The organism is Puia dinghuensis, assembly GCF_014642875.1.
GTDB classification, from domain to species: Bacteria; Bacteroidota; Bacteroidia; order Chitinophagales; family Chitinophagaceae; genus Puia; species Puia dinghuensis.
On record NZ_BMJC01000002.1, the window covers coordinates 683,163 to 708,919 of the forward strand.

Annotated in this window: 18 protein-coding genes; 14 read left to right on the forward strand and 4 right to left on the reverse strand. The window is 53.9% G+C overall.

What is annotated here, in order from left to right; all coding sequences use genetic code 11:
- Positions 1-43: 43 nt before the first annotated feature.
- Positions 44-2,956: a sensor histidine kinase gene (locus IEY39_RS11055; RefSeq protein WP_188931384.1), complete on the forward strand. Its 2,913-nt coding sequence runs from the start codon at positions 44-46 to the stop codon at positions 2,954-2,956.
- Positions 2,957-2,965: 9 nt separating this feature from the next.
- Positions 2,966-3,712 (forward strand): LytR/AlgR family response regulator transcription factor, encoded by a 747-nt coding sequence (locus IEY39_RS11060; RefSeq protein WP_188931386.1) that lies wholly within the window; start codon positions 2,966-2,968, stop codon positions 3,710-3,712.
- Between the two features lie 160 nt (positions 3,713-3,872).
- On the opposite strand, the gene IEY39_RS11065 is transcribed toward IEY39_RS11060, so the two are convergent.
- Positions 3,873-5,114, reverse strand: a complete 1,242-nt coding sequence (locus IEY39_RS11065) for a hypothetical protein (RefSeq protein WP_188931389.1) — start codon at positions 5,112-5,114, stop codon at positions 3,873-3,875.
- A gap of 15 nt (positions 5,115-5,129) precedes the next feature.
- Here IEY39_RS11065 and IEY39_RS11070 point away from each other — a divergent pair, with 15 nt between their 5' ends.
- Both IEY39_RS11070 and IEY39_RS11075 read left to right on the forward strand, forming a co-directional pair.
- The gene (locus IEY39_RS11070) at positions 5,130-5,594 is read left to right on the forward strand and encodes a DMT family protein (RefSeq protein ID WP_229688872.1); all 465 of its coding nucleotides are present in this window, start codon (positions 5,130-5,132) and stop codon (positions 5,592-5,594) included.
- Between the two features lie 44 nt (positions 5,595-5,638).
- Positions 5,639-8,065: an ABC transporter permease gene (locus tag IEY39_RS11075; protein ID WP_188931391.1), complete on the forward strand. Its 2,427-nt coding sequence runs from the start codon at positions 5,639-5,641 to the stop codon at positions 8,063-8,065.
- 5 nt (positions 8,066-8,070) lie between these two features.
- Here IEY39_RS11075 and IEY39_RS11080 read toward each other — a convergent pair whose 3' ends face one another.
- Positions 8,071-9,108 (reverse strand): zinc-dependent alcohol dehydrogenase family protein, encoded by a 1,038-nt coding sequence (locus tag IEY39_RS11080; protein ID WP_229688873.1) that lies wholly within the window; start codon positions 9,106-9,108, stop codon positions 8,071-8,073.
- A gap of 114 nt (positions 9,109-9,222) precedes the next feature.
- Between IEY39_RS11080 and IEY39_RS11085 the strand changes: the two genes are divergently transcribed.
- The 7 genes from IEY39_RS11085 (at position 9,223) to IEY39_RS11115 (ending at position 16,571) form a co-directional block, all read left to right on the forward strand.
- Positions 9,223-10,014: a hypothetical protein gene (locus IEY39_RS11085; RefSeq protein WP_188931393.1), complete on the forward strand. Its 792-nt coding sequence runs from the start codon at positions 9,223-9,225 to the stop codon at positions 10,012-10,014.
- Positions 10,015-10,095: 81 nt separating this feature from the next.
- Positions 10,096-10,641: an RNA polymerase sigma factor gene (locus IEY39_RS11090; RefSeq protein ID WP_188931395.1), complete on the forward strand. Its 546-nt coding sequence runs from the start codon at positions 10,096-10,098 to the stop codon at positions 10,639-10,641.
- A 2-nt stretch (positions 10,642-10,643) separates the two neighbouring features.
- A complete protein-coding gene (locus IEY39_RS11095) occupies positions 10,644-12,443 on the forward strand; it encodes a hypothetical protein (protein ID WP_188931397.1) in 1,800 nt (599 codons plus the stop codon).
- A 79-nt stretch (positions 12,444-12,522) separates the two neighbouring features.
- On the forward strand, positions 12,523-13,230 hold the full coding sequence (locus IEY39_RS11100; protein WP_188931399.1) for a response regulator transcription factor: 708 nt from the start codon (positions 12,523-12,525) through the stop codon (positions 13,228-13,230).
- An 83-nt stretch (positions 13,231-13,313) separates the two neighbouring features.
- Entirely contained in the window at positions 13,314-14,681 is a 1,368-nt protein-coding gene (locus IEY39_RS11105) for a HAMP domain-containing sensor histidine kinase (RefSeq protein WP_188931401.1), read from the forward strand.
- Positions 14,682-14,853: 172 nt separating this feature from the next.
- Positions 14,854-15,624 carry a transporter gene (locus tag IEY39_RS11110; protein WP_188931412.1) on the forward strand — a complete coding sequence of 257 codons (771 nt, stop codon included), beginning with the start codon at positions 14,854-14,856 and terminating at the stop codon, positions 15,622-15,624.
- Between the two features lie 8 nt (positions 15,625-15,632).
- Positions 15,633-16,571: an FAD:protein FMN transferase gene (locus IEY39_RS11115; RefSeq protein WP_188931414.1), complete on the forward strand. Its 939-nt coding sequence runs from the start codon at positions 15,633-15,635 to the stop codon at positions 16,569-16,571.
- A 39-nt stretch (positions 16,572-16,610) separates the two neighbouring features.
- Here the strand turns inward: IEY39_RS11115 and IEY39_RS11120 are convergent, their stop codons facing one another.
- The gene (locus tag IEY39_RS11120) at positions 16,611-19,007 is read right to left on the reverse strand and encodes an ABC transporter permease (RefSeq protein WP_188931416.1); all 2,397 of its coding nucleotides are present in this window, start codon (positions 19,005-19,007) and stop codon (positions 16,611-16,613) included.
- Positions 19,008-19,216: 209 nt separating this feature from the next.
- Here IEY39_RS11120 and IEY39_RS11125 point away from each other — a divergent pair, with 209 nt between their 5' ends.
- Genes IEY39_RS11125 through IEY39_RS11135 form a run of 3 tightly spaced genes read left to right on the forward strand, consistent with a single transcriptional unit; the run spans position 19,217 to position 23,203 of the window.
- Positions 19,217-19,666, forward strand: a complete 450-nt coding sequence (locus IEY39_RS11125; protein ID WP_188931418.1) for a BlaI/MecI/CopY family transcriptional regulator — start codon at positions 19,217-19,219, stop codon at positions 19,664-19,666.
- 1 nt (position 19,667) lies between these two features.
- On the forward strand, positions 19,668-20,789 hold the full coding sequence (locus tag IEY39_RS11130) for a M56 family metallopeptidase (RefSeq protein ID WP_188931420.1): 1,122 nt from the start codon (positions 19,668-19,670) through the stop codon (positions 20,787-20,789).
- Positions 20,786-23,203 (forward strand): M1 family aminopeptidase, encoded by a 2,418-nt coding sequence (locus IEY39_RS11135; protein ID WP_188931421.1) that lies wholly within the window; start codon positions 20,786-20,788, stop codon positions 23,201-23,203. Before IEY39_RS11130 ends, IEY39_RS11135 begins: the two co-directional genes overlap by 4 nt.
- Here the strand turns inward: IEY39_RS11135 and IEY39_RS11140 are convergent.
- Positions 23,198-25,690, reverse strand: a complete 2,493-nt coding sequence (locus IEY39_RS11140; RefSeq protein ID WP_188931422.1) for a TonB-dependent receptor domain-containing protein — start codon at positions 25,688-25,690, stop codon at positions 23,198-23,200. The genes IEY39_RS11135 and IEY39_RS11140 overlap by 6 nt on opposite strands.
- Positions 25,691-25,757 lie beyond the last annotated feature (67 nt).

Below are 25,757 nucleotides of genomic sequence, written 5' to 3' on the forward strand. Positions count from 1 at the left end.
TGTTGCGGCGGAAAGTCCCTTATTTTGCTTCAAACCTCGGTCATTGTCAAAGAGATATCTTTCCTTCTTCTTCTGCTGCTGGTTATGCGGGCTTCCCTTTGGGGTATTGGCCCAGGAATACAGCTATGTGGATTATACCGTCAAAGACGGGCTGGCGGGGTCAACCGTCTATGGGATGGCGTTGGACAAGGAAGGTTTCCTCTGGTTTGCCACGGAAACCGGGCTGAGCCGGTTCGACGGCATCCATTTCCGCAACTTTTATATGAGTGACGGGCTTCCCGACAACGAGGTCCTCCAATTATTCGTCGATTCCAGAAACCGGGTATGGATCATCCCTTTTAAATACAGCATTTGTTATTACCTGAACGGGAAGATCCATAACCAGGAGAACGATGCTTTGCTACGGAAACTGACCATTCGCAGCGAGATTGTTAACATAATAGAGGATGCCGCCGGCAATATCATCATCGCGGAGAAAAAAGCCATTCATCTGCTTTCAGCCGACGGTACGATCACCGATATCGATGAATTTGGAGGCAAGGCGTTCGATCTGCTACAGGCAGGCATCAATAAAGAGGGAAAATGCCGCATTTTCCTGCAATTCGTTGCCGTTATCGAGACCCGCCTGGATAAGGGCAAACTGGTCTATGAGGGTACGATCCATATCCCTGGGCCCAACAATTCCAGCTCGACCTATATCAGTCCGCAACTGCGCATGATTGAATCTGGGGATAGCCTTCTTTTTTTCGACATCCGCGGGGATAAGCGTTTTACCATGCGTATGCCAAAGGGATTTATCAATATTTCCAGGCTCAACGACAGCAGCCTTACCCTCAATGCCTACTCCGGCGCCCTCCTGCTGGACATCAGGCACAGGAAGATCATCGACAGCTTTCTATCAGGCCAAACGGTGAGCGGCGTCCTCGAAGACCCGGACGGCGGGCTATGGTTCAGCACCCTGGGTGGCGGCATTCACCGGCTCGCCACCCGCAACGCCATCCATTATTCCTTTCGTAGGGACAACACCCTCTTTCCCGTATTCAGCATTCTAAAGGTGGATTCGGCTTTGTATGTAGGAACCGACCGGTTTTATCTCTGGACCAGTGTCAATAACGGAAGGACCTTCCGCAGCCACCAGATCTACAACCGGTTTAGCCGGGGCAGGGTCATCACCATCGTACAGGCAGGCGAAAAGAAGATCATCGCCGGGACAGATGGGGGCACCTTTAGCATCGAAAAAGGCGGAGAAAAAAGTTGGCTGATGTGGCAACGAGGGGCGGTGAAGGCAATGAGCGTCATCAGCGACACAACCTTTATGGAAATCACCGGCATCAGTGCCCGGATCATGCGTCTTACGGGCGGGGACCCGCTTGATACGCTTTGGCCCGGCCGCTCTACCTGCGGCTGTCTGCAAAACGATAGTTGTTACATCGGGACCCTCACCGGGCTCTACGCCCTTTCTCTTGCCAAAAGATCGGCCAGACCGGAAGAACTCTTCCGGGGCGGCGTCTCGGCCGTTCAGGCTTCGCCTGATGGAGTGATTTGGGCGGCTACCTATGGGGAAGGGCTTGTCCTTTATAAGAACGACCGGGAGGTACGACGGATAACCGTAGAAGATGGGTTGACGAGTAATATTTGCCGTTATCTTTTTATCGGCGAAGGAAATGTATGGGTTGGCACGGATAAAGGGCTGAACAAGATCACGCTATCTAAAGACGCGGTGGACGGATATAAAATAATCCATTTTACCAGTGCCGATGGGCTCAGCTCCAATATCATCAATACCGTTTTTGTAAAAGGCAAAAAGGTATATGTGGGAACTCCGGAGGGAATGACCGTGTTGAATGAAGATAAGATCGTCAAGTCTGGTGAATGCCTGCTCCGGCTCACCGACATCACCATCGCCGGCAAAGACTGGCCGCTGGATACGGCAAATTTCACCCTTCCGCATAAAGAGAATGACCTCCAATTCGAGTATGTCGGTATCAGCTATCAATCAGAAGGGGCCATCCACTACCGGTACCGGCTGCTGGGGGCGGACGAACGATGGAAGACGACGGACCAGACCTTTTTACACTACCCTTCCCTACCCCCGGGACAATATGTGCTGGAGATGGTTGCCATCAACAAGTCCGGCGAGACCAGCAACACCCTGCAGCTTCCGTTTGCCATCGATAAACCCCTGTGGGAGAAGAACTGGATGCGGGCCCTGTTCATCCTGGCGGCCGGCGGGCTCATCTGGCTGGTATTCTACCAGCGGGTTCGAGCGATAAGGAGAAAAGAAGCCGAAAAATCGGCAACCGCCACCCGAATAGCAGAGCTCGAGCAGATGGCGCTGCGGTCGCAGATGAATCCGCATTTTATTTTCAACAGCCTCAACTCGATACAGCTGTTCGTAATGGAGAAGGATGTCCGTGGCGCCAATGAATATATCACGCATTTCTCCCGGCTGATAAGACAAACACTGGACATTTCCGCAAAGGCTGCCATCACATTACAGGAAGAAACAGACTATCTTTCCACCTATCTCGAACTGGAAAAAAGACGGTTTGAGTATGCCTTCGACTATACCCTCTCGGTTGATGCCGAACTGAACAAAAGGGAGCTATCCATTCCGCCTATGATCCTTCAGCCTTATGTCGAAAATGCCATAGTACATGGTATTGCACACCGGATTGACAAAAAAGGGTACATCACTATCAAAATAGAATCGGATTTTTATTATCTTATCTGCACCGTTGAGGATAATGGCGTGGGCCGGGAAGTTGCGGCGCTGTATAAAAGCAGGAACCCCATCCAATACCCGTCAAAGGGAATGCAACTGACGGCCAAAAGGATCGCCATCCTGAACAGCACAATGAAAAACCCGATCTCTACCGTCGTCGAGGATATCGCAGAGCAAGACGGAGAGACGGGTGGTACCCGGGTCATTGTACGGTTTCCATTAGACCTTTAATCAACTTCTATGATAAATTATGTCCTTATCGACGACGAACCGAAGAACACCAAGATCCTCAAGAGCATGATAGCCGAATTCTGTCCCAATACCAAGTTTGTGGGAGCGGCCCCGGGGGTTGCCGATGGCGAGGTGATGATCCGGCGGGAGCAGCCCGACCTGGTATTCCTTGATATCCAGTTGTCCCACGAAAATGCATTCGATCTGCTGGACAGGCTTCTGCCGGTGACATTCGAGGTGATCTTCGTCACAGCTTACAACGAATATGCGGTGAAGGCCTTTCGCTATTCGGCATTGGATTACCTGTTGAAACCCGTGAACATCCAGGAATTATGCGCTGCAGTAGCCAGGGTGGACGAGAAGATGCGACTTCGGAGTACTAACCAGCAGTTGCACAATCTTCTCTCCAATCTCCGCAGCCCCGAGGTTACGACACATAAACTGGCCATTCCTAATGCGGAGAGCCTGACCTTTATTTCGGTGAGTGATATCGTGCGTTGTGAAGCAAGCGGTGGTTATACCACTTTCTTTTTGACCAATGGAGAGAAGATGCTGTCGACAAAAACGATAAAAGAGTATGAAGATGTACTCCCGCCGGATATCTTTCTTCGCATCCATAGCAAACATATCGTCAACATCCTGCACGTCAAAAAGTACCATAGGGGAAGAGGGGGGTATGTGGAGATGGATGGGCGATATACAATAGAAGTATCGGCGCGACGCAAGGCTGATTTCCTGAGCCGTTTTGGGTTCTGACATAAAAAAAGACCATCCCTTACCCATGTAAAAAGGATGGTCTTGACCCTTAAAACAACCTGTCGCAACTACAATATGATGCTTTTTTCTATGTGATCAGCAAAGCTGGACAATCGACACCGGCAGGTCGATAAATATCGATTTTGCACCGGACGAAGGTCTAGAGGATGCGGGTACCCGCTACATACAATTTATAGCCATTGGCGGAGATATTCGAATAGGAAGCCGTTGCGTCCGACAGGGCGGTGAGATAAGTATCTCCGGTGAGCGTCCAGGTGCTTGTGGCATCGAGGATCACTTTTGCCGTCCTGGCAACATTGCCGGGATTGATCTTGCCGGTATAAGCCGAGCTGTTGGTAAGATCGAGGGTTACCCCACTGCTGGCATCCGCGTATAGCATTCCGCTGAGGGTCTGTCCGCTGGTGACAAGCAGCGTGCCACCCCCGCTGGTTGCGGTGCCTGCTCCCCACGCACCTTCCATCGCCCTTATCAACGTGTCGCAACTATTCGTAAGCGTGACCCCTGTCAGGTAAATGGTGGCGGAATCATTGGTATTATAGAACAGACCACCGGCCGTACCCGTATAGGTGAACGAACCGCCGGTGATAGTCAACACCCCGCTGGCGCCCGAGGCATCGCCGGAATAGCTTTGGTATACGAGGGCGCCCCATTTGTTGTAGGTGGACTTTATTGTACAATTCTTCAGCGTAACCGAGTTTGCGCCTTCCACGACCACGGCTTCCGCTCCGGTGGTGGTAAGGGTCGAGCCGGTGCAGGTGATGGAGCCGGTGGAATATACGGCGGCAGAATTACCACCGCTGGCTGAATATGATCCACCGCTGACCGTCACCGTGCCGCCGCCCCTGTCAGTAGCGATGACGCTGGCGCTGCTGCCGGAAGTGGTGGCGATGATATTGGTCGCCGTGAGCGTGGCGCCGCCTGCGGCGTAGATGCCATGGGCATTGGCCCCCGTGCAAAGGATGGTGTCGGTATTCAGGCTAACGGTGGAAGTCCCATAGGAGAATACGCCGTTGCCACCCTTGCCGGAGGTGGTAATAGAATCGTTGTTAAGGGTTATCGAGCTGCCCGCAGTGGCCAGGACGGCGGCGTTGAGGCCATAGAAGCTGCTGCTGTCGGTGGAGGTAGTTGCGCCCGAAGACCAGATGTCCGAATAGGTGAGCACGTAGGTTCCGGCGCCCGTCACTTCCACCGCAGCCGTATCCGAGATGGTCGAATACCAGGTCTTACCGGTTTGCGTCACAGAACTGCCGCTTTGATAATAATACGTGGTAGTTGAACTTGTCGTGGAAGCGGTGATGGAGGAAGAGGAGATGACATCCTTTTTGGTGCAGCCCATGAGGACCACCATCATTGCCAGGAGGGAATTTACGGAATTTTTCATGTGTAGTGTTTTATTATGATACTTTGGGTTGGGGCGGGTAGTTGTCCCTTTCACATTTCGGATGAGGTGAACGGGGGCGATGTAGCGGTGAAATTGTATATTGTGCCGATGAAAGGATTAAAGACGATTATTTTTCTTCTCATCTCCAACAGCTTCATGACCCTGGCCTGGTACGGCCACCTGAAATTCAAAGAATATCCCTGGGGCAGGCATCTGACCCTGTTTACCATCATCCTTATCAGTTGGGGGATGGCTTTTTTCGAATACCTCTTCCAGGTGCCGGCCAACGAGAGCGGATTTAAGGACAATGGCGGACCCTTTACGCTGGTGCAGCTGAAGACCATCCAGGAGGCTATTACTCTCATCGTATTTATGGCATTTACCCTTATCGCTTTTAAAGGGGAAAAGCTCCATTGGAATCACCTTGCGGGGTTTGCCCTTATCGTGCTGGCGGTATTCGTCATTTTTAAAAAGTGGTAGGCTGGCGGGTGTAACCTTTAGGGATTTTCGGGCGTCAAATATCTATGCTACAGAACTACCTTAAAGTCGCCCTGCGCAACCTTTGGAAAAGCAAGGGTTTTTCGGCTATCAACATCATCGGCCTGGCAGCAGGCCTTGGCGTATGCCTGCTTATCGTCCTATATGTCATCGACGAGCTGAGTTATGACAAATATAATTTGAAGGCGGACAGGATCTACCGCATCGACGCGGACATCTATTTCAATAATACCGGGTTCCTGGCAGCGGTAACCCCGAAGCCGATGGCGCTGACGCTGGTGAAGGAGTATCCGCAGGTGGAGCAGATGGTAAGGACGAATTACCAGGGGGATATCATGGTGAAGAAGGGGGCCAACTACATCCAGGACCATCACCTGGTGTTTGCCGACTCTACCTTTTTCCAGGTGTTCACCGTGCCGATGATCGCGGGCGACCCTAAGACGGCGCTGAACGAGCCACACAGCATCGCGATCGACGAAAGCGTGGCGAGGCGGTATTTCAATAGCACGGATGTCGTGGGCAAGACGCTTGAACTCGAGAACCACACCGTCTGTAAAGTGACGGGGATCTTCAGGGATATGCCGAAACAGTCGCATTTCCATTTCAGCTTTATCCGGCCTCTCCGGGATGGGTATAACCGGGGAGATGACAACGACTGGCTGAGTAATAACTACATCAGTTATATCCTGTTAAAGCCCGGTGTCAGCCGGGATTTTATGCAGGGCCGCGTCGATGCCACCGTCGACCAATACATCGGAAAGCAATTGTTCGACCTGTTGCATACCTCTACTCAGGATTTGAAGAAACAAGGCAATTATTTCAAGTATCCCCTGATACCGCTGTTGGATATCCACCTTCATTCCAACAAATCGTATGAATTCGAGGCCAACGGCAATATCAACTTCGTCTATATCTTTTCGTTCATTGCGATGCTGATCCTGCTGATCGCCTGCGTCAACTTCATGAACCTGAGCACGGCCCGGAGCGCCAATCGCGCCAAGGAGGTAGGCATCCGCAAGGTGGCCGGGAGTACGAAGGGGTATCTTATCGCGCAGTTTCTGACGGAGTCGGTGCTGATGAGTTTTTTCTCGCTGCTGCTTGCGCTGGGCATCGCGGAGCTGTTGCTGCCGATGTTCAACCATCTTGCGGGTAAGGAACTGGACGCGGGAATGTTATTCTCTGGCCGGTTGCTGCCGGTGCTGGTGGTGCTGGTGCTCATGGTCGGGGTCATCGCCGGCAGCTATCCTGCTTTCTATCTGTCGTCCTTCCAGCCGATAGCGGTGTTGAAGGGGAAGATCGCGTCGGGTTTCAGGAGCAGCTGGCTGCGCAGCAGCCTGGTGGTCTTCCAGTTCACCATTTCCATTGCCCTTATCATCGGGACGCTGGTGATCTACAACCAACTAAAGTATATCCGGAGCCGGGAGCTTGGTTTCAACCGGGAGCAGGTGCTGGTGATCCATGGTGCCTATGAGGCTGGTGATGCCATTAAAAGTTTCCGTCAGGAGTTGCTCAAGCTGTCCGGGGTTGCCGACGCCACCCTTTCCGGCGACCTGCCCGTGTCGGGCGGAGGCTATAACCAGAACGGCTGGTTTCGCGATGCTTCGCTGGATGCCAAACGGGTGGTGGTGCTGACCAGCCTCAACGTGGATGAGCATTATATCCCGACGCTGGGGATGCAGATGGTGAAGGGGCGGGATTTTGCGCCGCGGGATTTCCCTACCGACTCGGTTGGGATCATCCTGAACGAGGCCGCGGTGCAATTGCTGGGTCTGAAGGACCCGGTGAACGAGACGCTGTACCGGCCCGGGGACAATTTTCGGCCGATGCCCATGCACGTGATCGGGGTGGTGAAAGATTTTAATTTCAATTCCATGCATGAGAAGGTGGGTCCGCTGGTGATGCAATTGGGCGACAACAGGGGAATGATGGCCGTCCGGCTTCTCCCCGGCACGGCTTCGTCGCTGCCGCAGCGGATAGAAGACAGATGGCGGAGCATTGCGCATGGTGTGCCTTTCAGCTATACTTTCATGGACAATGACTTTGACCATCTTTATCATGCAGAGCAACAGACGGGGCAGGTATTCATCACGTTTGCCCTATTTGCGATACTCATTGCCTGTCTGGGGTTGTTGGGGCTGGTGACCTATGCTGCCGAGCAGCGGATGAAGGAGATCGGTATCCGGAAGGTGCTGGGCGCCAGGGTTGGGACCATCGTTGGGTTGCTGAGCAAGGATTTCGCCAGGCTGGTGTTCATCGCGTCGCTGATCGCCTTTCCGCTGTCGTGGTGGGCGATGAACCAGTGGTTGCAGAGTTTTGCCTATCGCATCGGCATCAGCTGGTGGATATTCGTGGCGGCGGGTATGGCGGCGTTGCTGATCGCGCTGGTGACGGTGAGTTTTCAGACGATAAGGGCGGCCGTTGCTAATCCTGTGAGGGCGTTGAGGAGCGAGTAAGGACATCAAGGCACCAGGACGGCTGCGCCATGGATGCGGCCGTTGCGAAGAGCATCGAGCGCTTCATTAGCCTGGTGGAGAGGAAAGGTTTGAGTGGTAGTATGGATGGGGATACGGGCAGCGAGATCAAGAAATTCCACGCCGTCCTTACGCGTGAGATTGGCGACAGAGCGAATGCTTCTTTCCTCCCATAGAATATCGTAAGGGAAAGAGGGGATATCGCTCATGTGGATGCCGCCGCAGACCACGGTAGCGCCTTTCTCCGAAGAGCGCAGTGCGAGCGGGACAAGGGAGCCTACGGGGGCGAAAATGATGGAGGCGTCGAGGAGATGAGGGGAAAGGTTGGAAGAATCACCGGCCCAGGTGGCGCCCAGCGATCGGGCGAAATCCTGGCCTTCGCGGTCGCCGTCGCGGGTGAAGGCATAGACCTTTTGTCCCTCGTATAGCGCTACCTGGATGAGGATATGCGCCGCGGCGCCAAAACCGTAGATGCCCAGGTGTTTGACGCCCGGTGGGGCGAAGGTATAAGAGCGGTAGCCGATGAGACCGGCGCAAAGCAACGGGGCGCCCGATGGATTCGCGTATTCCGGCGGCATGGGAAAGCAAAAATCTTCAAAAGCAAGCGTGTATTCGGCATAGCCGCCATCATGGGTATAGCCGGTGAAAAGGGCGTTTTCGCAGAGATTTTCCTGTTCTTTCTGGCAATAACGGCAGTGACCACAAGTGTAGCCAAGCCAGGGAATGCCAACGAGGTCGCCGGGTTGCAGGGTGGTGACCTCGCTACCTATGCGGACGACGCGACCGACAATTTCGTGACCGGGAATAAGGGGGAGCCTGGGATGGGGCAATTCACCATCGACAACATGCAGATCGGTGCGGCAGATGCCGCAGGCGATGACTTTTACGAGCACCTCCCAAGTAGAGGGCACGGGCATGGGCAGGGTCGTCAGCACAAGCGGCCGGTGGGGCGCTTCGAGGATCATGGCCTGCATCGTCGCCGGCAGCTGCTCCTGCGGGATCATATCAGTCTCGGCAAAGCTCATTTATAAGCAATTTACCACTTTAGTAGAAACCACCTATTCGAAAAAAAATTCTACTTTTCCTCCCAACATTCGAGTCGATCGGATACGTACAATATCCGAACAAACACATTTTTTATGAAATTCACGCCACGGAGAGTCCTCTTCTCCTGCCTATTCATCTTTAGTCTGATCGCTTGTAGCAAACATTCCAACCCCGACGTGGTGACCTACAGTTATACCGGAACCCGGACGGGAACTGTGGTCTTCTCCCACAACAGCCTGCAAAAAGGGCAACCATTGGTTGTCTCCCTGTCTGGCGGGTCTTCAGCATCTATCAAGTGGACTGTAGATGCCAATCCTGCGACAGTGCATATCGAGCCTTCCAAGGGCCAGGCGACGATCTTGTTTGCGCGGCCAGGCTCTTTCCGGGTGACGGCCACTTCGGTGGGCGCCGATAATTCGGTGCAGGACAGCAGCTGGAAGGTGATACACGTATGCGATACGGTGTACCAGCCCGTGCCGACGCCGGATACTACTTCTCTTGCCGGCGACCAGATCACGATAACGCCATCGGTGGACTCCATTGGCAACCTGCTGCTGCTGGCGCAGACCAAGAACTCCTATGGATGTTCGTCTTCGCTGGTGTGGGGATTGAGTGTCGGTCCAAATGGCGAAGGGGGCATCGGTATGAACTTCTATGAGGTGATCTCCAACGGTACGGGAACCTGCAACGGGGTGCAGAACCCTGCAAGCGTCTACCTGTTTCCCGGAGCTACAGGGAAATGGGCTAATGGAACCTATCCGATGACGGCGTGGATGAACGGTATTACTTATTCGGGGACGTTGACGATAACCAATACGAGTTACAGCTTTAGCTGGAGTTATAGCTCTGGTGTATTGATCAGTCCTTTACAAATAAATAAATAAAAAATCAGAAGCGCCGGGTCGAATCGAGTCGAAATCACACGTCCCGGGGCAACCGCCCCGGGTATTTGGCGTATATAACCAATGGTAGAGACGGAAGAGCTGCAACTGTTGATCAACGGTTGCGTAAAGAATGACAGGGCAAGCCAGGAAAAATTGTACAAACAATTTTACCTGCCACTTTTTTCCCTTTGCCGAAGGTTTTTCCAAAACGATCATGAGGCCATCGAGTCGGTGAATGATGGGATGTTGAAGGTGTTTGAAAAGGTGGGAAGTTACCGGGCGGACAAAGGAAGGTTTTTCAACTGGATGTATACGATCGTACGGAATACGGCTGTGGACAAGTTCAGGGCTTCGGTTGTCATTCCGACCGGGGATATGGAAGAGGTGGTGGAAACAGAGGGAGTTGGCGCCAATCCGGTGGAGTGGCTGGAGAGCAAAGAGCTGTCCCTGCTTTTCGACCAGCTGAGTCCGGCGCCCAGGGGCATCTGTAATTTATTCTATATAGAAGGATATGCCATCCGGGAAATAGCCGATCGGCTGCGGGTCAGCACCGGCACCGTGAGATGGCATTTGAGTGAGAGCCGGAAGAAGTTGAAACCCATTATCGATAACTATGTTAACCAATGACCATGAGTGAAGATCAATATTCATCCACACATGATCCCTCGATAGAGGGAGGCCGAGCGAAACCGTCTGCTGAAGAGGCATGGTTGCTCATGCGGGAAAAGCTTGACGTGCATTTGCCTGTGAAGGCGGCTGCCCGGTTCGGACGTTCTCCGTTCGGGCGTTCCCCGTTCGGACGTTTTGGGTTCGGTCATTATGGCGCATGGTCGGGTATCGGTATGGCCGCTATCGTTGCGACGGTTGCAGGACTCTTTTTTGTGCAGCGGGCCTCCGACCGGCATGCCCATGCGGATGTGTCTCATGGGGTTATTCAGCCGACGCCGCCGGGGAAGAATGAGCGGTCGGGACAGGATAGCGGGGGGAGGTTGGTCCGGGAGAATGGGGCGGGTGGGAAGAATAGCGGAGAAAGGTTAGCCGGGGCGAACAGGCCGGTGGATAATGCCGGGAGTATGTCAACGGTGCAGGGTAACCGGAACAGTGGCGCGGAAGGAGATGGGATGATGAAACCGGGCGGGAAGGCGGGTGCGGGTGAGAAGGCGGGTGAAGGGATGGGAATATCGGGTGTAAAAGAAGATGCGCAAGCCGGGGATAAGAGTGGGGTCTCCCCCGGAAAGGTTACGGCGTCAGCCGACGGGTCCGGAAACCATAGCCGGTCCCGGGCAGGTAATGGAGCAATGCATGGCGGGAATCAAAAGAGGGAGAAGGCATCGAAGGGTGCGGAGGAGATGGCAGCGACAGAGGAGTTGGCGGCGTCTGCCACGGTGACGAAGGCGGACGAGTCGACGAAGCGGGACGAGTCGACGAAGGCGAATGGGGCGACGAAGGCGGATGGGGCGACAAAGCCGGGTGGAGTGAGAAGGCCGGGTGCAGCGATAGCATCGGGGTCGGGGACCGGGGCGGGGACCGGGCCGGGGGTGGCGAAGAGGCCGGCTCCTACGCTGGGGTCGCGTGCGGCAATAGGATATACGGGGCCGGTGGCTTTTTTTCGGGCTACGGATTCCTCACTCAGGGCGTTGGGGGGAAAGCAGGGCAAGGACCTCGCGGGGATGACTATCAAGGGTCCCGCCTCCGGCGGTGCAAAGAAGAGCAATAAGAAGAACGGTTCCGCATGGGAGGGTCCCGGACTGCGGATGGCAGCAGGTATTTCTACCGGCAAGGTATTTCCCATAGCAGGCGAGGAAACGAACAGCTATGGCAGCAATGGCAACAAGGCCGGATTGACGGATTACCTGCCATCGCTATACTTCCGGTTTTACCCCCGGGAGAGTTATTATATCCAGGCGCGCCTGACTATTCACAGTCCCCAGTATACGCATTCGCAACTGATCGACAGCAGCGGAGGAGACACCAGCCAGTTGCAGGGCTGGCAATCGTATCTGCAATACAATACCACTACGCTGAAGAAATTATACTATAACGATCTTGAGCTTTCGTTTCATTACCACCTGGTCGATGGTCTTTGGCTGGGCGCCGGCGTCCAGCTTTCGCTGTTGTCGGGCGCAGTGGGCTGGAAAGAGCAAATCCTGCATCCCACCTTTGCCGGTGGCAGGGATACGGTGATGCAGTCCGGTGCGTTTGGGCTGGCGGCGTCCGGCGGAGTGTATAATGAGCTTCCAAAAAAAGATTGGCGGGCAATGCTGCAGGTGGATTATTCCTGGCGAAGATGGACGTTGAGCGTGAATTATAAGCAGGCCATCCATGCCTATACGGATTGGCTGCCCATCGGCTACAGGAATCATTACCGGAACAGCTCCCTGGGTATCTATCTCAGTTATGACCTATGGGAGCGAAAGCGTAGAAAATAAAAGCCCCCCGGGACTTTCATGCGTTTTATTTTAATTTTGGGGTCGGAGGAACGGGTAGTAAAACCGGAAAAGGGGGAAAATGAGAATACTGGTGATCGAAGACGACGAGCGGGTGGCGGCCCTGATCAAAAAGGGGCTTGAAGAAATGGGCTTCGCCGTGACTATCGCTTCGGAAGGAAAGGTAGGGAAAAAGCTGGCGCTAAGCGGGCTTTTCCAGTTGGTTATTACCGATGTTATGCTGCCCGACATCAACGGCATCGACGTCTGCAAGACCATCCGCAAGGGTATGCCCGACCTCCCCATTATCATGCTCACGGCGTTGGGAACGACGGATGACAAGGTAGGAGGATTCGATGCCGGCGCCAATGATTACCTGGTGAAGCCCTTCGATTTCCGGGAACTCTATGTCCGCATCAGGGAATTGCTGAAACGGGTGAATGCCGGCGGCTCAGCGGCCAGGAAGGCGATACTAAAAGCTGGCAACCTCGAAATGAACCTGCAAACCGGCATCGTCCGGCGCAACGATAAAGAGATCAATCTCACGCCAAAAGAATTCCGCCTGCTGGAGTATATGATGAACAACCAGGGGAGGGTCATCTCGCGGGCAGAGATCGCCGAACACGTTTGGCAGACCACCTTCGACACGGGCACCAATTTCATCGATGTCTATATCAACTACCTTCGGAAGAAAATAGACAAGGATCACGACGTCAAGCTGATCCAGACCCGGCCGGGAATCGGTTTCATCTTTAGTTGGACGGAGTCCAACTCGCCTGGGAGGCCGTGAGGCCGAAGCAGGCAGACATTGGATGTATTGAGGCAAAAAATTATATTTTGCCAATTTTTTGCCGAAATTCAAAAAGAGCAGCCTTGAAGATCAGATTAAAACTCACCCTGTTATTTGCAGGCCTCTTTGCCGCCCTGCTGCTCGTCTTTGCCCTGGCGATCTATTTCTCCAACGCCAATCAACGGGCAGAGGAATACTTCATAAGGCTGCGGCAACTGGCGATCACCAAGACCAACCTGCTGCTCGAGGCCGGAGTACAACCCGCCACGCTGCAGCTTATCTACCAGAGTTCGCTGAACACGCTTCCCCAGGAGGAAGTAGCCGTTTTCGACACGAGCTACCATCTTCTTTATCACGACGCGATGGATATCGACAAAGTGAGGGAAACGACCGGGATGATCGACAGCATCATCGCGTTGAAGGAGATCCATTTTTATTATCAGGACCTGCAGGTGACGGGATTTGTATATCCTTTCAAGGGGAAGACCTATGTGATCACGGCTGCGGCCAAAGATGTAGATGGCCTGAACAAGCTGAAGGCCCTGCGGCTACAGCTGGGACTGGGTTTTGCCGTGGCAATCCTTCTGACCCTGCTGGCCGGGGTCTTCTTTTCGCGGAAGGCGCTGAAACCCGTATCCACCATGGTGGAAAAAGTGGCGGAGATATCGGCGTCGCATCTCGACCTGCGGCTCAGCGAAGGCAACGGCAAGGATGAGATAGCCGAATTGGCGCTTACCTTCAACCGCATGCTCGACCGGCTGGAGAATTCCTTTGACGCCCAAAAGCAATTCGTAAGCAATATCTCGCATGAATTGCGGACGCCGCTGGCCGCCATCATTGCAGAACTGGAGGTTTCCGCCATCAAAGGCCGGAGTCCCGATGAATACAGGGAGACGCTGCAATTCGTCCTGCAGGATGCCCGTAGGCTATCCCGGCTGTCGAAAAACCTGCTCGACCTGGCTAAGGCAAGCTATGATCAGTCCGCGATCACCTTTAAGGAACTGCGACTGGACGAAGTGTTGCTGGACGCCCGGCAGGATATCCTGCAAGCCAATACTGAGTATCGGGCAGACCTGGTCTTTGAAAAGGAGATAGAGGAAGGCGACTGTATCTCCATCGAGGGCAACGAGTACCTCCTGAAAGTTGCTTTTTCCAATCTTATCGAGAACGCCTGCAAATTCTCTGCCGACAAGCGGTGCTGTATAACGATCAGCTTTGCCGGCGGGGGTACGATCTTGCATTTTCGCGACAAAGGTATCGGCATCCCGATGCAGGACCTGGAAGAAGTGTTTACACCTTTCTACCGGGGGGAAAACAAGCGCTATGCCCCGGGCAATGGTATCGGACTCTCGCTTACTAAGCGGATCATCCTCTTGCATCATGGAACAATAGCGGTGGACAGCCGGCAGGGAGAAGGCACTACGTTTACGGTGACGTTGTCCCGGGCGTGAGGAGGCGGAGGCATGAAGGCCGGCGTGGTCGACTGCGGGAGGCCCCGGCGTGGGGCGCCTCCGTGGGGAGGGGCATCCCGATTCCACTCAGAATATTCTAAGTATTTTCTAATTTTTTTATAATTCGACTCTAACAGGCTGTTGCGCCAGGCTGTCTTAATTTTGCCCCATCATGAGGCTATATACAATATTGGGCATACTGCTTGCATGCGTATGCCCTTTTTTTTCGAAAGCACAGGACAATTACGAGATTCAGGTTTACGGAAGTCAAACGGTAGCCAAGGGCAATACGATGCTGGAGTTGCACAGCAATTTTACCAATGACGGGTCTAAGACGGTTGCGGATGGAGTGAAGCCCACCAATCATGTCTTTCATGAGACGATTGAGATCACGCACGGCTGGAATTCCTGGTTCGAGACCGGTTTTTATTTTTTTAACACGCTGGGCAACGACGGGCGCACCACCTACGTAGGGAGTCATATCCGGCCGAGAGTGATGGCGCCGGCGTCCTGGAAATGGCCGGTGGGGGTCAGCCTTTCAATGGAGGCAGGTTGGCAGAAAAGGGATTACAGCCCCGATGACTGGACACTCGAGATCCGGCCGATAGTCGACAAGCAATGGGGGCCATTATATGTCTCTTTCAACCCTACCTTTGACAAGGCTTTTCACGGTGTCGACAAAGACCTTGGGTATGTGTTCTCACCCAATCTGAAGGCGGCGTATAATGTAACGAAAGTCGTCGCCGGCGGATTCGAATATTATGGCTCGGTGGGGCCGCTGAACCATTTTCAACCTTATCAGCAACAGCAGCACCAGCTGTTTGCCGCGATCGACCTGGACTGGTCGCCTGATTGGGAGTTCAATGCGGGCTATGGATGGGGGTTCACCCAAAGTACGGACAACGCGATCTTCAAAGTGATACTTGGGTACCGGTTTCATTAGAATGCATTATGGAATTAAAAGTTTTCAAGAAGGCGATGAAGCTGATGGGCAACCATTTCGAGCTTAGCGTGGTAACCGCCGACGAGCAATGGGCAGGTGAAATGATCGATGCCGGGGTTCGGGAGATACAGCGCATCGAGCGGCTGCTGACCACCTATAGCGAGGATAGTGAGACCAGCCTGATCAACGCTCATGCAGGCATAGCGCCCGTGGTAGTGAGCCAGGAGACCTTCGGGCTGATAGAGCGATCGATCCGCATCTCGCAGGTGACACAGGGCGCCTTTGATATCACCTATGGATCGGTGGACAAGCGGTTGTGGAATTTCGATACGAACATGCAACGGCTGCCCGATGCGGCGACCGCGAAGGCAATGGTACGGCTGATCGATTACCGGAAGATCGCTCTCGACCGGCAAAAGACAACGGTGATGCTGCAGGAGAAGGGGATGCGCATTGGTTTCGGAGGCATCGGGAAGGGCTATGCTGCGGAGATGGCAAAGGCCGTGATGCGGGGACTTGGCGTAACCAGCGGCATCGTGAATGCTTCCGGCGACCTGACGGCCTGGGGTTATCAGCCGGACGGACAACCCTGGACCATCGGTATCGTCAATCCCAATGCGGCCGGCCAGATCTTTTCCTATCTCAATGTCACCGACATGGCGCTGGCCACTTCGGGCAATTATGAGAAATATATCCTCATCGACGGGAAGAAATACTCACACACGATAAATCCACGGACAGGATTGCCGGTCACCGGTATCAAAAGCGTGACCATCCTTTGTCCCAATGCCGAGATCGCGGATGCGATGGCGACGCCGGTGATGATCATGGGCATCCGGGCCGGTCTCGACATGGTCAACCAGCTGCAGCAGATAGAAGCCATCCTCATCGATGATGAAGACGTCGTTTATACCTCCAATAATATCCGGGTTCACCTGAAGCAATAATGAAAAGGATCTTTCTGACCATAGTAGGGCATCTGACCCTCATTCCACTTTCAGGTTTTTGGTCGGATTTTCTCCCGATGCTTTGTAGGTCTGAGAAATGATGGTGAAAAGCCCGATGCCCAGCAGCAGCGCAAAACAAGTCATCGCAGAAAGGAAGCCATAGCCCGGCCGCTGGACAAAGTTCATCTGGAAAAGGAAGCTGAGGCAGTAGCCGATGGGAATACCGATGGCGCCTGCGATGAAGATCAACTTTATGAACCCACGCGAGAGCAGGCGGACCATTTGCTGCCGGCTTGCGCCGATCACCTTGCGGATGGCGATCTCCTTTCTCTTGACCTCAACGCTGTAAACGACCAGCCCCAGTAATCCAAGGGTAGCGATGCTTATGGCCATGAAGGCGAGGTATCCAAGGAGTGAGATCGTCGCGCGCTGGGAGTCACTTTTTTCCAGATCGTCATCGAGCCAGGAGAATGAGAAGGGTTGGGATGGGGCCAGCGACCTCCAGACGTGAGCGATGCGGGCTGATACCGACTGATGATCAGAATAGCCGACATCGACGAATAGGTAATTGCATTCCGCTTCCTTGTTGCGGAAGGCCATGGGGTCTACCGGTCGCCCGGCGTTGTCGTAATTGAAATCCTTTACCACGCCGATGATCTCCAACGCCGTAGAATCATCTACCCACAATTTTTTCCCCAGGGCGGCATGAACTTCTTTGAAACCCAGGAGTTGAGCGGCTTTGTTGTTGATGACCACCGACTGTTCGGCAGCAGAATCCCCGGCAGCGGCGAAGTTCCTGCCAGCCAGCAGCGGGATATTCATAGAAGAGATGAAGGTGGGGTTGGTAAAGAAATAATTCATGGACAGGGCGCCTTTTTGGGCATTGTCCAGCCAGGCAAGCCCCCGCATCCAGTTGGAATGCCGCTGGAAATCGACGGAGAGGCCGGAAACCGACCGCACCCCTCCTACCCCCGCAACCGTTGGAAACGCCCGCTTTTTGTCAACCCCGTCGAGGGGGATGACCAGCACGTTGTCTCTTTTGAAACCACGATCTGCGGAGGACAGAAAGTCGAATTGCCGGTAAAAGGCGAACAGGAAGATGATCATCACCAGCGACAGGCTGTATTGAAAGACGATAAGGGTCTTCTGCAGGCCCACGTTGCCGAAGATTTTTGCGGTGGACAGGTTGCGAAGCACCCGCAGAGGCTTGAAAGCGGAGAGCAGCCAGGCGGGAGCGACACCCGCGACAAGGCCGGCGAACAAGGCAAACGCCAGTGTATAAGCGACGTACCGGAAATTATACCGGAATGCCGATGGGATCATTTCATAGCCATCATTGAACGGAGCGTATTTGACGATATACGATAATAAGATCCAGGCGAAGCCAAGGGCTAAAAAGGCGAGGACACAGGCTTCCACCACATATTGGGTGAATACCTGTATCCGCCGGGCCCCGGCTATTTTTCGAATGCCGATCTCCTTGGCGCGTGTGAGGGCGCGGGCAACCGTCAGATTGGTATAATTAAAACAAGCGGCCAGCAAGAGCAACAGGGCCACATCGATGCCCGTCCATAGTTTGGTCCAGGTGGTGCCAGGACCAATGTCGTTGTAGATATGGCCGTCGGCCGGCCTGATCTTTTCGATGGGTTGGGTTGTAAAGGCAAGCACGCCATATTTATCTTTCCTGTTGACGCCTGCGGCAATGCTCTTCATCTCGCCCAACAGGTCGTTCCGCGTAGCAGTGCTTTTCAGCAAAACGTAGGTATAGGCTACCCGGCAGTCACCCCAATCGCCGGACCTGTCGGGCAGTTGTTTGCTTTGCACCAGATTTGGTACGGCCGAGAGGGAAGCATAGGCGTCAAAGTCGATATGCGACAGGGGATTGTCCGCCAGGATGCCGGTGACTACGAAATTGCCTTTCTTGCCCATATCGATCACCTTACCCATCGGATCGGAAGCGCCGAAAAGCCTTTTGGCGGTGGCTTTTGTCAACACGATGCCGTTGGGGTCGCGCAATGCGGTGACTTTATTACCGGAAGCGAGGGTAAAGCCGAATACGCGGAAGAAGGAGGGTTCTGTAAAGGCTCCATTGATCTCGAGCTGGCTGGCGCCGGCGTGCACCGTTGCTTTCAGCTGGGGATACACGGAGACGGCCGCTTCAATATCCGCCGTGTCCGCCTTCACTGCATCGAGCAGGGGCAGCGGCGTGCTGGCCAATGTCCAGTGTTCGCCATTCTTTTTGTCATAGTTGCTGAGAATACGATAGGTTCTAGCGGGGAAGGGATGGAAATGATCGTATCCCGTTTCATGTTGAACGATGATCAATTCCATCATGCCGACCGACATGCTCAGTCCAAGGCCGAAGATGTTGATAAACGAGACCAGCCGGTTTCTCATCAGGCTGCGGAAAGCGATCTTTAAATAATTACCGATCATAGATAGAGAGTTGGCGTGATGATACACAAATTGTTCCGATAGACAAAGAATTGAGAAACAAATAATTGGAGTTTTTGGCGGGGTGCCCGCCGTTCGAAAGCGTACGGGGGTTGTTCGATTATGATACACGTATGGTTGAAAAAAAATTTTCGCGTTTGTATCAAAACTATAAAAATAGTTTTAGATTTGAACTATAAACATAGTTCAGCATGAAAGCATTTAAGGGAAAAGCGGGCGATGAGGGCGGGAGTGGGAAAGCATCTAACAGCGGAAAAGCGGGGGATGAGGCGAGGGGCCGGAAAGTACTTACCAAAGCGGAAGAGCAGGTGATGAAGGTTGTCTGGCGGCTCGGCAGCGGGCTGTTGATGGAGATCGTCGACAAGATGCCCAAGCCTGCACCGCACAAGAATACCGTTGCCACTATTCTGAAGACCCTTGTAGAAAAAGGGTTTGTCCGGATCGAAAATGTAGGCCGGATACACCGGTACCACCCGCTGGTATCGAAGGAAGCCTATTCCCGGGATACCCTCGCGTCGGTAGCCAAGGGTTATTTCGAAGGCTCCTTTACCAATGTGGTCTCCTTCCTGGTAGATGAGAAGAAACTGTCGGTGAAGGAGCTGGAACTATTATTACAACAACTGAAAAAAAACAAAAAATGATATGGAAAGCGTATTCGCCTATTTGTTGCAGTCGGCGCTGGTCAGCGGGATACTGACGGCCTATTATTGGATCGCGTTGCGCAACCGGAGCCTGCATGGATATAACCGGCTCTATCTGTTGGGGGTGCTTGTGCTGAGCATATTGTTGCCGCTGACGCCGATACATTGGGCGCCGGTTGGCGGAGCCCCGGTGATAGGCGGCACCGTCGAGCGGGTGGAGAATGCCGGCAGGGCGGCGAATGGCGGGTGGATCCCCTGGGTGACGATTGGGGGCTGGGTCGCCGCGGGAGTGAGCCTGTTGTTGGTGGTTGTGACGGCGTGCCGGATAGTGCAGGTGTACCGGATGAAGGCGCGGCAGTCGTTTTGCCGGATGGGTGGCTACGATCTGATCGAGACCGATGACCCGCGGGCGCCTTTCTCCTTTTTCAATAATTTGTTCTGGCAGCGGGGCGCCGACCCGGATGACCCTGTCAATAATAAGATTCTCCGTCATGAGTTAGCACATATCGGGGGGCGGCATAGCTGGGATGGATTGTTCGTCCAGCTGCTGAGCTGTCTTTTCTGGATGAACCCTTTTTTCTGGGCTATCCGCCGGGAGCTGCGCCTGGTGCATGAGTTTATTGCCGATGCGGCCACGGGTATGCAGGGGGATGCAGAAGGCTTTGCCCGGATGCTGTTGCAGGCGGCGAACGGAGGCCGGTGGATGGAGCCCGTCCAGGGATTTTTTCAATCACCTATAAAAAGAAGATTACTTATGATCAGTAACAGTGGGCGCAATGGCCTTGGCCTTTTGCGCAAAATGCTTGTCCTGCCAGTGGTGGTGGGCGTGATAGTGCTGGTTTCCTGTAGCAAGACGCAGAAAGCAGCCCGGTATGATGCGCTCGACCAGGCGAAGCTGGAAAAAGAACAATTAGATAAGAAGGTCAAATACCTGATAGTGTCAGACATGGTGCAGAAGGTGAAGATCCGGGGAATGAACGGAAAAGACAGCAGCGTCAGCCTCAACCTGTCGCCGATGGATGCCAAACGCGCGATGGAGCAGAAAATCTATCGGGTAGAAGTGGAGGGGCATGATCCTGTCATAAAAGCAGATCATCCTGACTTCATAAAAGCAGATCGATGAAAAGAGCAGTCCTCGGCTTTTGCTTCGGCTGGTTGATGCTTTTCGCCACCGCGCAGGAAAAGCAGGATACGGGTTGGAAGACCCTTTACAGGGGCAGTGCGACCCGGATCAACGACCTGGTGCATACGCGGCTGGAAGTACGGTTCGATTACGACCGGAGCTATGTCTATGGAAAGGTGGAGCTGACGCTGCGGCCGCACTTCTACCCTACCGATAGCCTGTTGCTCGATGCAAAGCAGATGGAGATCGCATCGGTAGCGCTGGTGACGGGGAGCTCGCGACGGCCTTTAGCCTATGACTATGATGGGTGGCGGTTGCGGATACGGTTACCGAAAGCATACCGGAGGTGGGAACAATATATTGTACGGGTGGAGTATGTCGCCAAACCGGCGGAAGCGAAAGTCGGCGACTACAACCGGGGATTGTTCTTTATCAACCCGAAAGGTACGGACCCAAACAAGCCGACGCAGATATGGACGGATTGCGAGGCGGAAAAGGTGTCGCTGTGGTGTCCTACGATTGACAAGCCCAATCAAAAGACAACGGAAGAGATGCTGATGACGGTGCCGGAAAAGTATGTGACGCTAAGCAATGGGCGGTTAGCGGGTCAGGTGCATCATGGCGACGGAACGCGGACCGACGACTGGAAGATGGAATTGCCGCATGCGCCCTATCTGTTCTTTATGGGAGTGGGTGATTTTGCGATCGTCAAAGACAGTTATAAGGGAAAGGAGGTGAGCTATTATGTCGAGCCGGCTTTTGCCCCCACGGCACGCAGGGTATTCGGCGAGACCCCGGCGATGATCGCCTTTTTCGAACGGGTGACCGGGATACCCTTCCCCTGGGTGAAATACTCCCAGATCGTCGTTCGCGATCTTACCAGCACGGCAATGGAGAATACCACCGCTACTTCCCATGCGTACGAGGCACAGCAGGATGCGCGCGACCTGGTGGATGGCAACCGCTGGGAGGACAATATAGCCCATGAGCTTTTTCATCAATGGTGCGGCGATTATGTCACCTGTGAGTCGTGGAGCAACCTGACACTAAATGAATCCTTTGCCCGGTGGAGCGAATATCTCTGGGAAGGATGGCGGCATGGCTCAGATGCGGCGTTGGAAAAGAATTACGCGCAGTTGCAAGCCTATCTGGGCAACCCGGCCAATAAGGGAAAAGCGTTGGTAAGATTTTCCTATGCTGATGCGGATGACCTTTTTGATGATATCAGCTATAACAAGGGGGCGGCTATCCTGACCATGCTGCAGCATTGCCTTGGCGATAGCGCCTTTTTTGCCGGGTTAAACCTATACCTGCGGACCAACGCTTTTAAGCCGGCCGAAGTCCACCAGCTGCGGCTGGCGATGGAAGAAGTGAGCGGGCAGGACCTGAACTGGTTTTTCAACCAATGGTACTTTGGCGCGGGGCATCCGAAGGTGCGTATCGATTACAACTACGATTCCGTGGCGGGAAAGGTGAGCGTGTTTATCGCACAGGAGCAGGGACATCCTTTCATCGTGCCGTTGGTGATCGATGTATATGAAACGGCTGGGAAGAAGCGATATCCGGTATGGCTGCGGCAGGAGAAAGATACCTTCTCGTTCGCATGTACGGAGAGACCGGCACTGGTGAATGTGGATGCGGAGAAGGTGATCGTTTGGGAGAAGTCGGACCATAAGACGCTGGCCGGGTTTGCCTATCAATATGATCATGCCGGAAATTATGTAGACCGGCGTGAGGCTATTGCAGCTTGTCTTCCCCACCCGGAGGATCCGCTTGCGTTGACAGTGATAAAAAAAGGGCTAACCGATAGGTATGCGGGCATCCGGGAATTCGCGCTACTTGGGCTGGTGAGAGCCGGTGATACGGTGAAGAAGGCCATGGAATCGATCGTTGCGACGCTGGCGCGACAGGACTCCAATGCCCTTGTCCGGCGGTTTGCCCTGCGGCTACTACCCGACTATGGTTCAAAATATAAACCGGTGATCGTAGCAGAGCTGGATGACTCTTCGTATAGCGCCGCGGGTGAGGCGTTGTATGCGCTTGGCCGGCTGGATTCGGTGTCGGCTTTGGCGGCAGCCAAAGCACGGGTTGGGCAGCCAACCCGGGGAAAGCTGGCGGAGGAGATCGTCGGCGCCCTGGCGCAATTTGGGTCGGAAGAAGATGCAGACCTTATCCTCGACCGGTTTGCCCGGCTGTCTTTTAAACCCAGGATCTCCCGGAAGTTTGCCGCTTATCTCGGGCGGCTGCACGACACGGAGAAAGTGGAAAAGGGCGTCGATATGCTGGTCGCGTTTCGCCGGACGCTGCCGGAATTTTTTGCCCCGGTTATCAACGACAACCTGCGCGCTGTGCTGAAGGCGAAGGAGGCGGATGGCGCAACGGGATTGGCGGATTATATAAAGAAGAGGTTATAGCGTATCGGGCGGAGCGGCCTGCTGATTGCTCTCTTCCTTGTCTTTTTTGAATTCGAGATGGCCAAACTTGTATGTAAAGTTCAGGCCGAATGACTGATAGGGCACGCGGCGGAGGCCGTTGAGGGTGAAGTCGCTGCCGCGGAGTGCCGTAGCCTGGTCTACATAGTAGCCAAAGGGATTCGTAGCCGTAAGGGCGATGCTTGCTTTCTTATTCCAGAATTGCTTCCGGGCCGCCAGATTATACGAGTAGAAAGAGGGGTAGCGTCCCTGGATCTCATTCCGGGCAGAGTTGAAGTTGCCGAAGAACTCGAGGATGAAAGTAGAGCTCACCTGATAGGAAGCGTTGAGGTTGATGCGATAGTTGAAACTGTTGATAGCGTTGCCACCAAGTGAGCCGGTAGTAATATACCGATTGAAGACGGAGATATTGCTCCGAAGGTTGAGCTTCTTGCCCAGCGGGACAGAGCCAAAGATGTTGGCCCCTGTATTGTTCTCAGCCCCTACATTCATCGGGGTGCTGACGGAGACATCAGTGTAGACGGAATCGCCCAGGGTGAAGCTGGGATAGTATTGGATAAAAGGCTGGATGTCGTTGGACGAGCGGCGATAGAACAAGACGACGTTGATGGCGCTGCCTTTGTCGAAAGATTTGCTATAGGTGAGATCGAAGTTGTCGGCGATCTCCGGCTGCAGGAAGGGGTTGCCACGTGTAAGGTTCTTCGGATCGCTGGCGTTGACATAGGGATTTAGTGAGCGATAGTCGGGCCGCTGGATCCGGCGGGTATAACCGAGTTTTAGCGTCTGCTCGCCTGCAAAGGAATGGGATAGGATGATCGATGGCGCAAATGTATTGTATCCGGGAATGGTCGTATTCGGGGCCTTGGAAAAGCCGGCATCGGTTTCGGTGCGTTCGAAACGAAGTCCGCCTTTTACATCGAGAAAATTGAAGACGGGGAAACTGAGCGAGGCATAGCCGGCATAGACATGCCGGTTGTAGGTAAGCGCATTGGACTGGCTGCTGTCATAGGGATAGCCTCCGCTGGCCGCATCGTAAGCATAGACAGGGGAGTTACTGGTGATCTGCCTGATCTGGACGCGGCCGCCGGTCTCGAGCCTGACCTTGTCGCCAAAGGGCTGGACGAAGTCGAGCCGGACATTGGCCTCGTGGTCCTGGCCGGTGTTGTTGCCCTGTAAGCCAGCAAAGGTGGAGTCACCGGAGGGTTGGCTTTGAGACTGGATGTAAGAGCTATGATTCCGGCCCTCACTGCCGTCGAAGGAGATGTCGAGTTCTTTGTCTTCCACGGCATAGGTTTTTTTATACCGGAGACTCCAGTCGAGGGAATGCGCCCTGAACTGGCTTGTCGACCGGACGAGACTGGGAAGATCATAATAGGCCGTGGTGGAAGGCGGTGTAAACCGGAGCTCGTCCTGTTGGTAAGAGCCCTGGTTGTGGTTGCCGAAATTGTCATACCCAATGTTGGCTGAAAGGGTATTCCGTTTGTCGGGTGTCCACTCGAAGCCGAGACCGGATTCGAAGCCGTTGCGGAGGAAGCGGCTGCTACCGTCCTGGGTGAGGCTGTTTACCTTATTGCCGGCGGAGTCATAAGAAAGGCGCGTGGAGGAATTTTGGGTGGTAGAGGGCAACTGGGCATTGCCACTGAAAAAAGCATTCATGCCAAAATTCCCATGCTTTGCATTGAGGTTGAACGAACCATTTTGCAGCCGCGAGCCGCCGGTGACGCTGAGATTCCCGTTGATGCCGTTGAGCTTGTTGTCCTTCAGGATGATATTGATGATACCGCCCGTGCCTTCGGCGTCGTATTTGGCGCCGGGGCTGGTGATGACCTCGATGCTCTTTATCTGGCTGGCGGGGATAGTCTGGAGGGCGTCGGCGAGATTGTTGCCAAAGATGCTGGAGGGCCGGCCGTTGATGAGAAAGAGGATATTGCCATTACCCATGATGTCGACATTTCCATCCACATCCACGGAGACCATGGGCACCTTTTTGAGGACATCCGTCGCTACGCCGCCAAGGGAGGTGACATCTTTCTCGACATTGTATACCATCTTGTCGAGCTTGTTCTCCACCAGGCCGCGTGGCGCGGTAACGGTGACGGCCTGGAGATCGGTGGCTTTCTTGCCAACGGGGATATCGCCAAGGGACAGGAGTGGCTTTTTGCTGTCCAGCACAAAGGGACCGATGGTACGCGTACCATAGCCGATGATCTCTACCGTGAGGGTATAGGTTCCGGACGTGAGGCCATCGATGTTGAACGAGCCTTTATTGCCCGTCATAGCACCGCCGGAAGGCTTTGCCGCTTTTTGTTTAAAGAGACTGATCGTAGCATATTCAAGCGGCAGGTGCGAAACGGAGTCGATGATGCGGCCGGTGATGCGACCGTTGTTATCGGCAGGGGTGGTCCCTTCCTGCGCGAGGGCGGATACGGCAAAGGCGAGGGCGAGTAAGAGTGCGTAGAGTCTGTTCATGGTCACGATAAAGGCTGCAAGCTAGGCGTACTTTCTGAGTGAATTCTGTTTATACTATTGAAAAAAC

Excerpts from the sequence above, each read along its gene's own strand:
- IEY39_RS11140 (WP_188931422.1), bottom strand. The coding sequence starts at position 25,690 with ATGAACAGACTCTACGCACTCTTACTCGCCCTCGCCTTTGCCGTATCC.
- IEY39_RS11070 (WP_229688872.1), top strand. The coding sequence starts at position 5,130 with ATGATACTTTGGGTTGGGGCGGGTAGTTGTCCCTTTCACATTTCGGAT.
- IEY39_RS11065 (WP_188931389.1), bottom strand. The coding sequence starts at position 5,114 with ATGAAAAATTCCGTAAATTCCCTCCTGGCAATGATGGTGGTCCTCATG.
- IEY39_RS11120 (WP_188931416.1), bottom strand. The coding sequence starts at position 19,007 with ATGATCGGTAATTATTTAAAGATCGCTTTCCGCAGCCTGATGAGAAAC.
- IEY39_RS11090 (WP_188931395.1), top strand. The coding sequence starts at position 10,096 with ATGGTAGAGACGGAAGAGCTGCAACTGTTGATCAACGGTTGCGTAAAG.
- IEY39_RS11125 (WP_188931418.1), top strand. The coding sequence starts at position 19,217 with ATGAAAGCATTTAAGGGAAAAGCGGGCGATGAGGGCGGGAGTGGGAAA.
- IEY39_RS11060 (WP_188931386.1), top strand. The coding sequence starts at position 2,966 with ATGATAAATTATGTCCTTATCGACGACGAACCGAAGAACACCAAGATC.
- IEY39_RS11110 (WP_188931412.1), top strand. The coding sequence starts at position 14,854 with ATGAGGCTATATACAATATTGGGCATACTGCTTGCATGCGTATGCCCT.
- IEY39_RS11075 (WP_188931391.1), top strand. The coding sequence starts at position 5,639 with ATGCTACAGAACTACCTTAAAGTCGCCCTGCGCAACCTTTGGAAAAGC.
- IEY39_RS11095 (WP_188931397.1), top strand. The coding sequence starts at position 10,644 with ATGAGTGAAGATCAATATTCATCCACACATGATCCCTCGATAGAGGGA.
- IEY39_RS11130 (WP_188931420.1), top strand. The coding sequence starts at position 19,668 with ATGGAAAGCGTATTCGCCTATTTGTTGCAGTCGGCGCTGGTCAGCGGG.
- IEY39_RS11085 (WP_188931393.1), top strand. The coding sequence starts at position 9,223 with ATGAAATTCACGCCACGGAGAGTCCTCTTCTCCTGCCTATTCATCTTT.
- IEY39_RS11100 (WP_188931399.1), top strand. The coding sequence starts at position 12,523 with ATGAGAATACTGGTGATCGAAGACGACGAGCGGGTGGCGGCCCTGATC.
- IEY39_RS11080 (WP_229688873.1), bottom strand. The coding sequence starts at position 9,108 with ATGAGCTTTGCCGAGACTGATATGATCCCGCAGGAGCAGCTGCCGGCG.
- IEY39_RS11115 (WP_188931414.1), top strand. The coding sequence starts at position 15,633 with ATGGAATTAAAAGTTTTCAAGAAGGCGATGAAGCTGATGGGCAACCAT.
- IEY39_RS11135 (WP_188931421.1), top strand. The coding sequence starts at position 20,786 with ATGAAAAGAGCAGTCCTCGGCTTTTGCTTCGGCTGGTTGATGCTTTTC.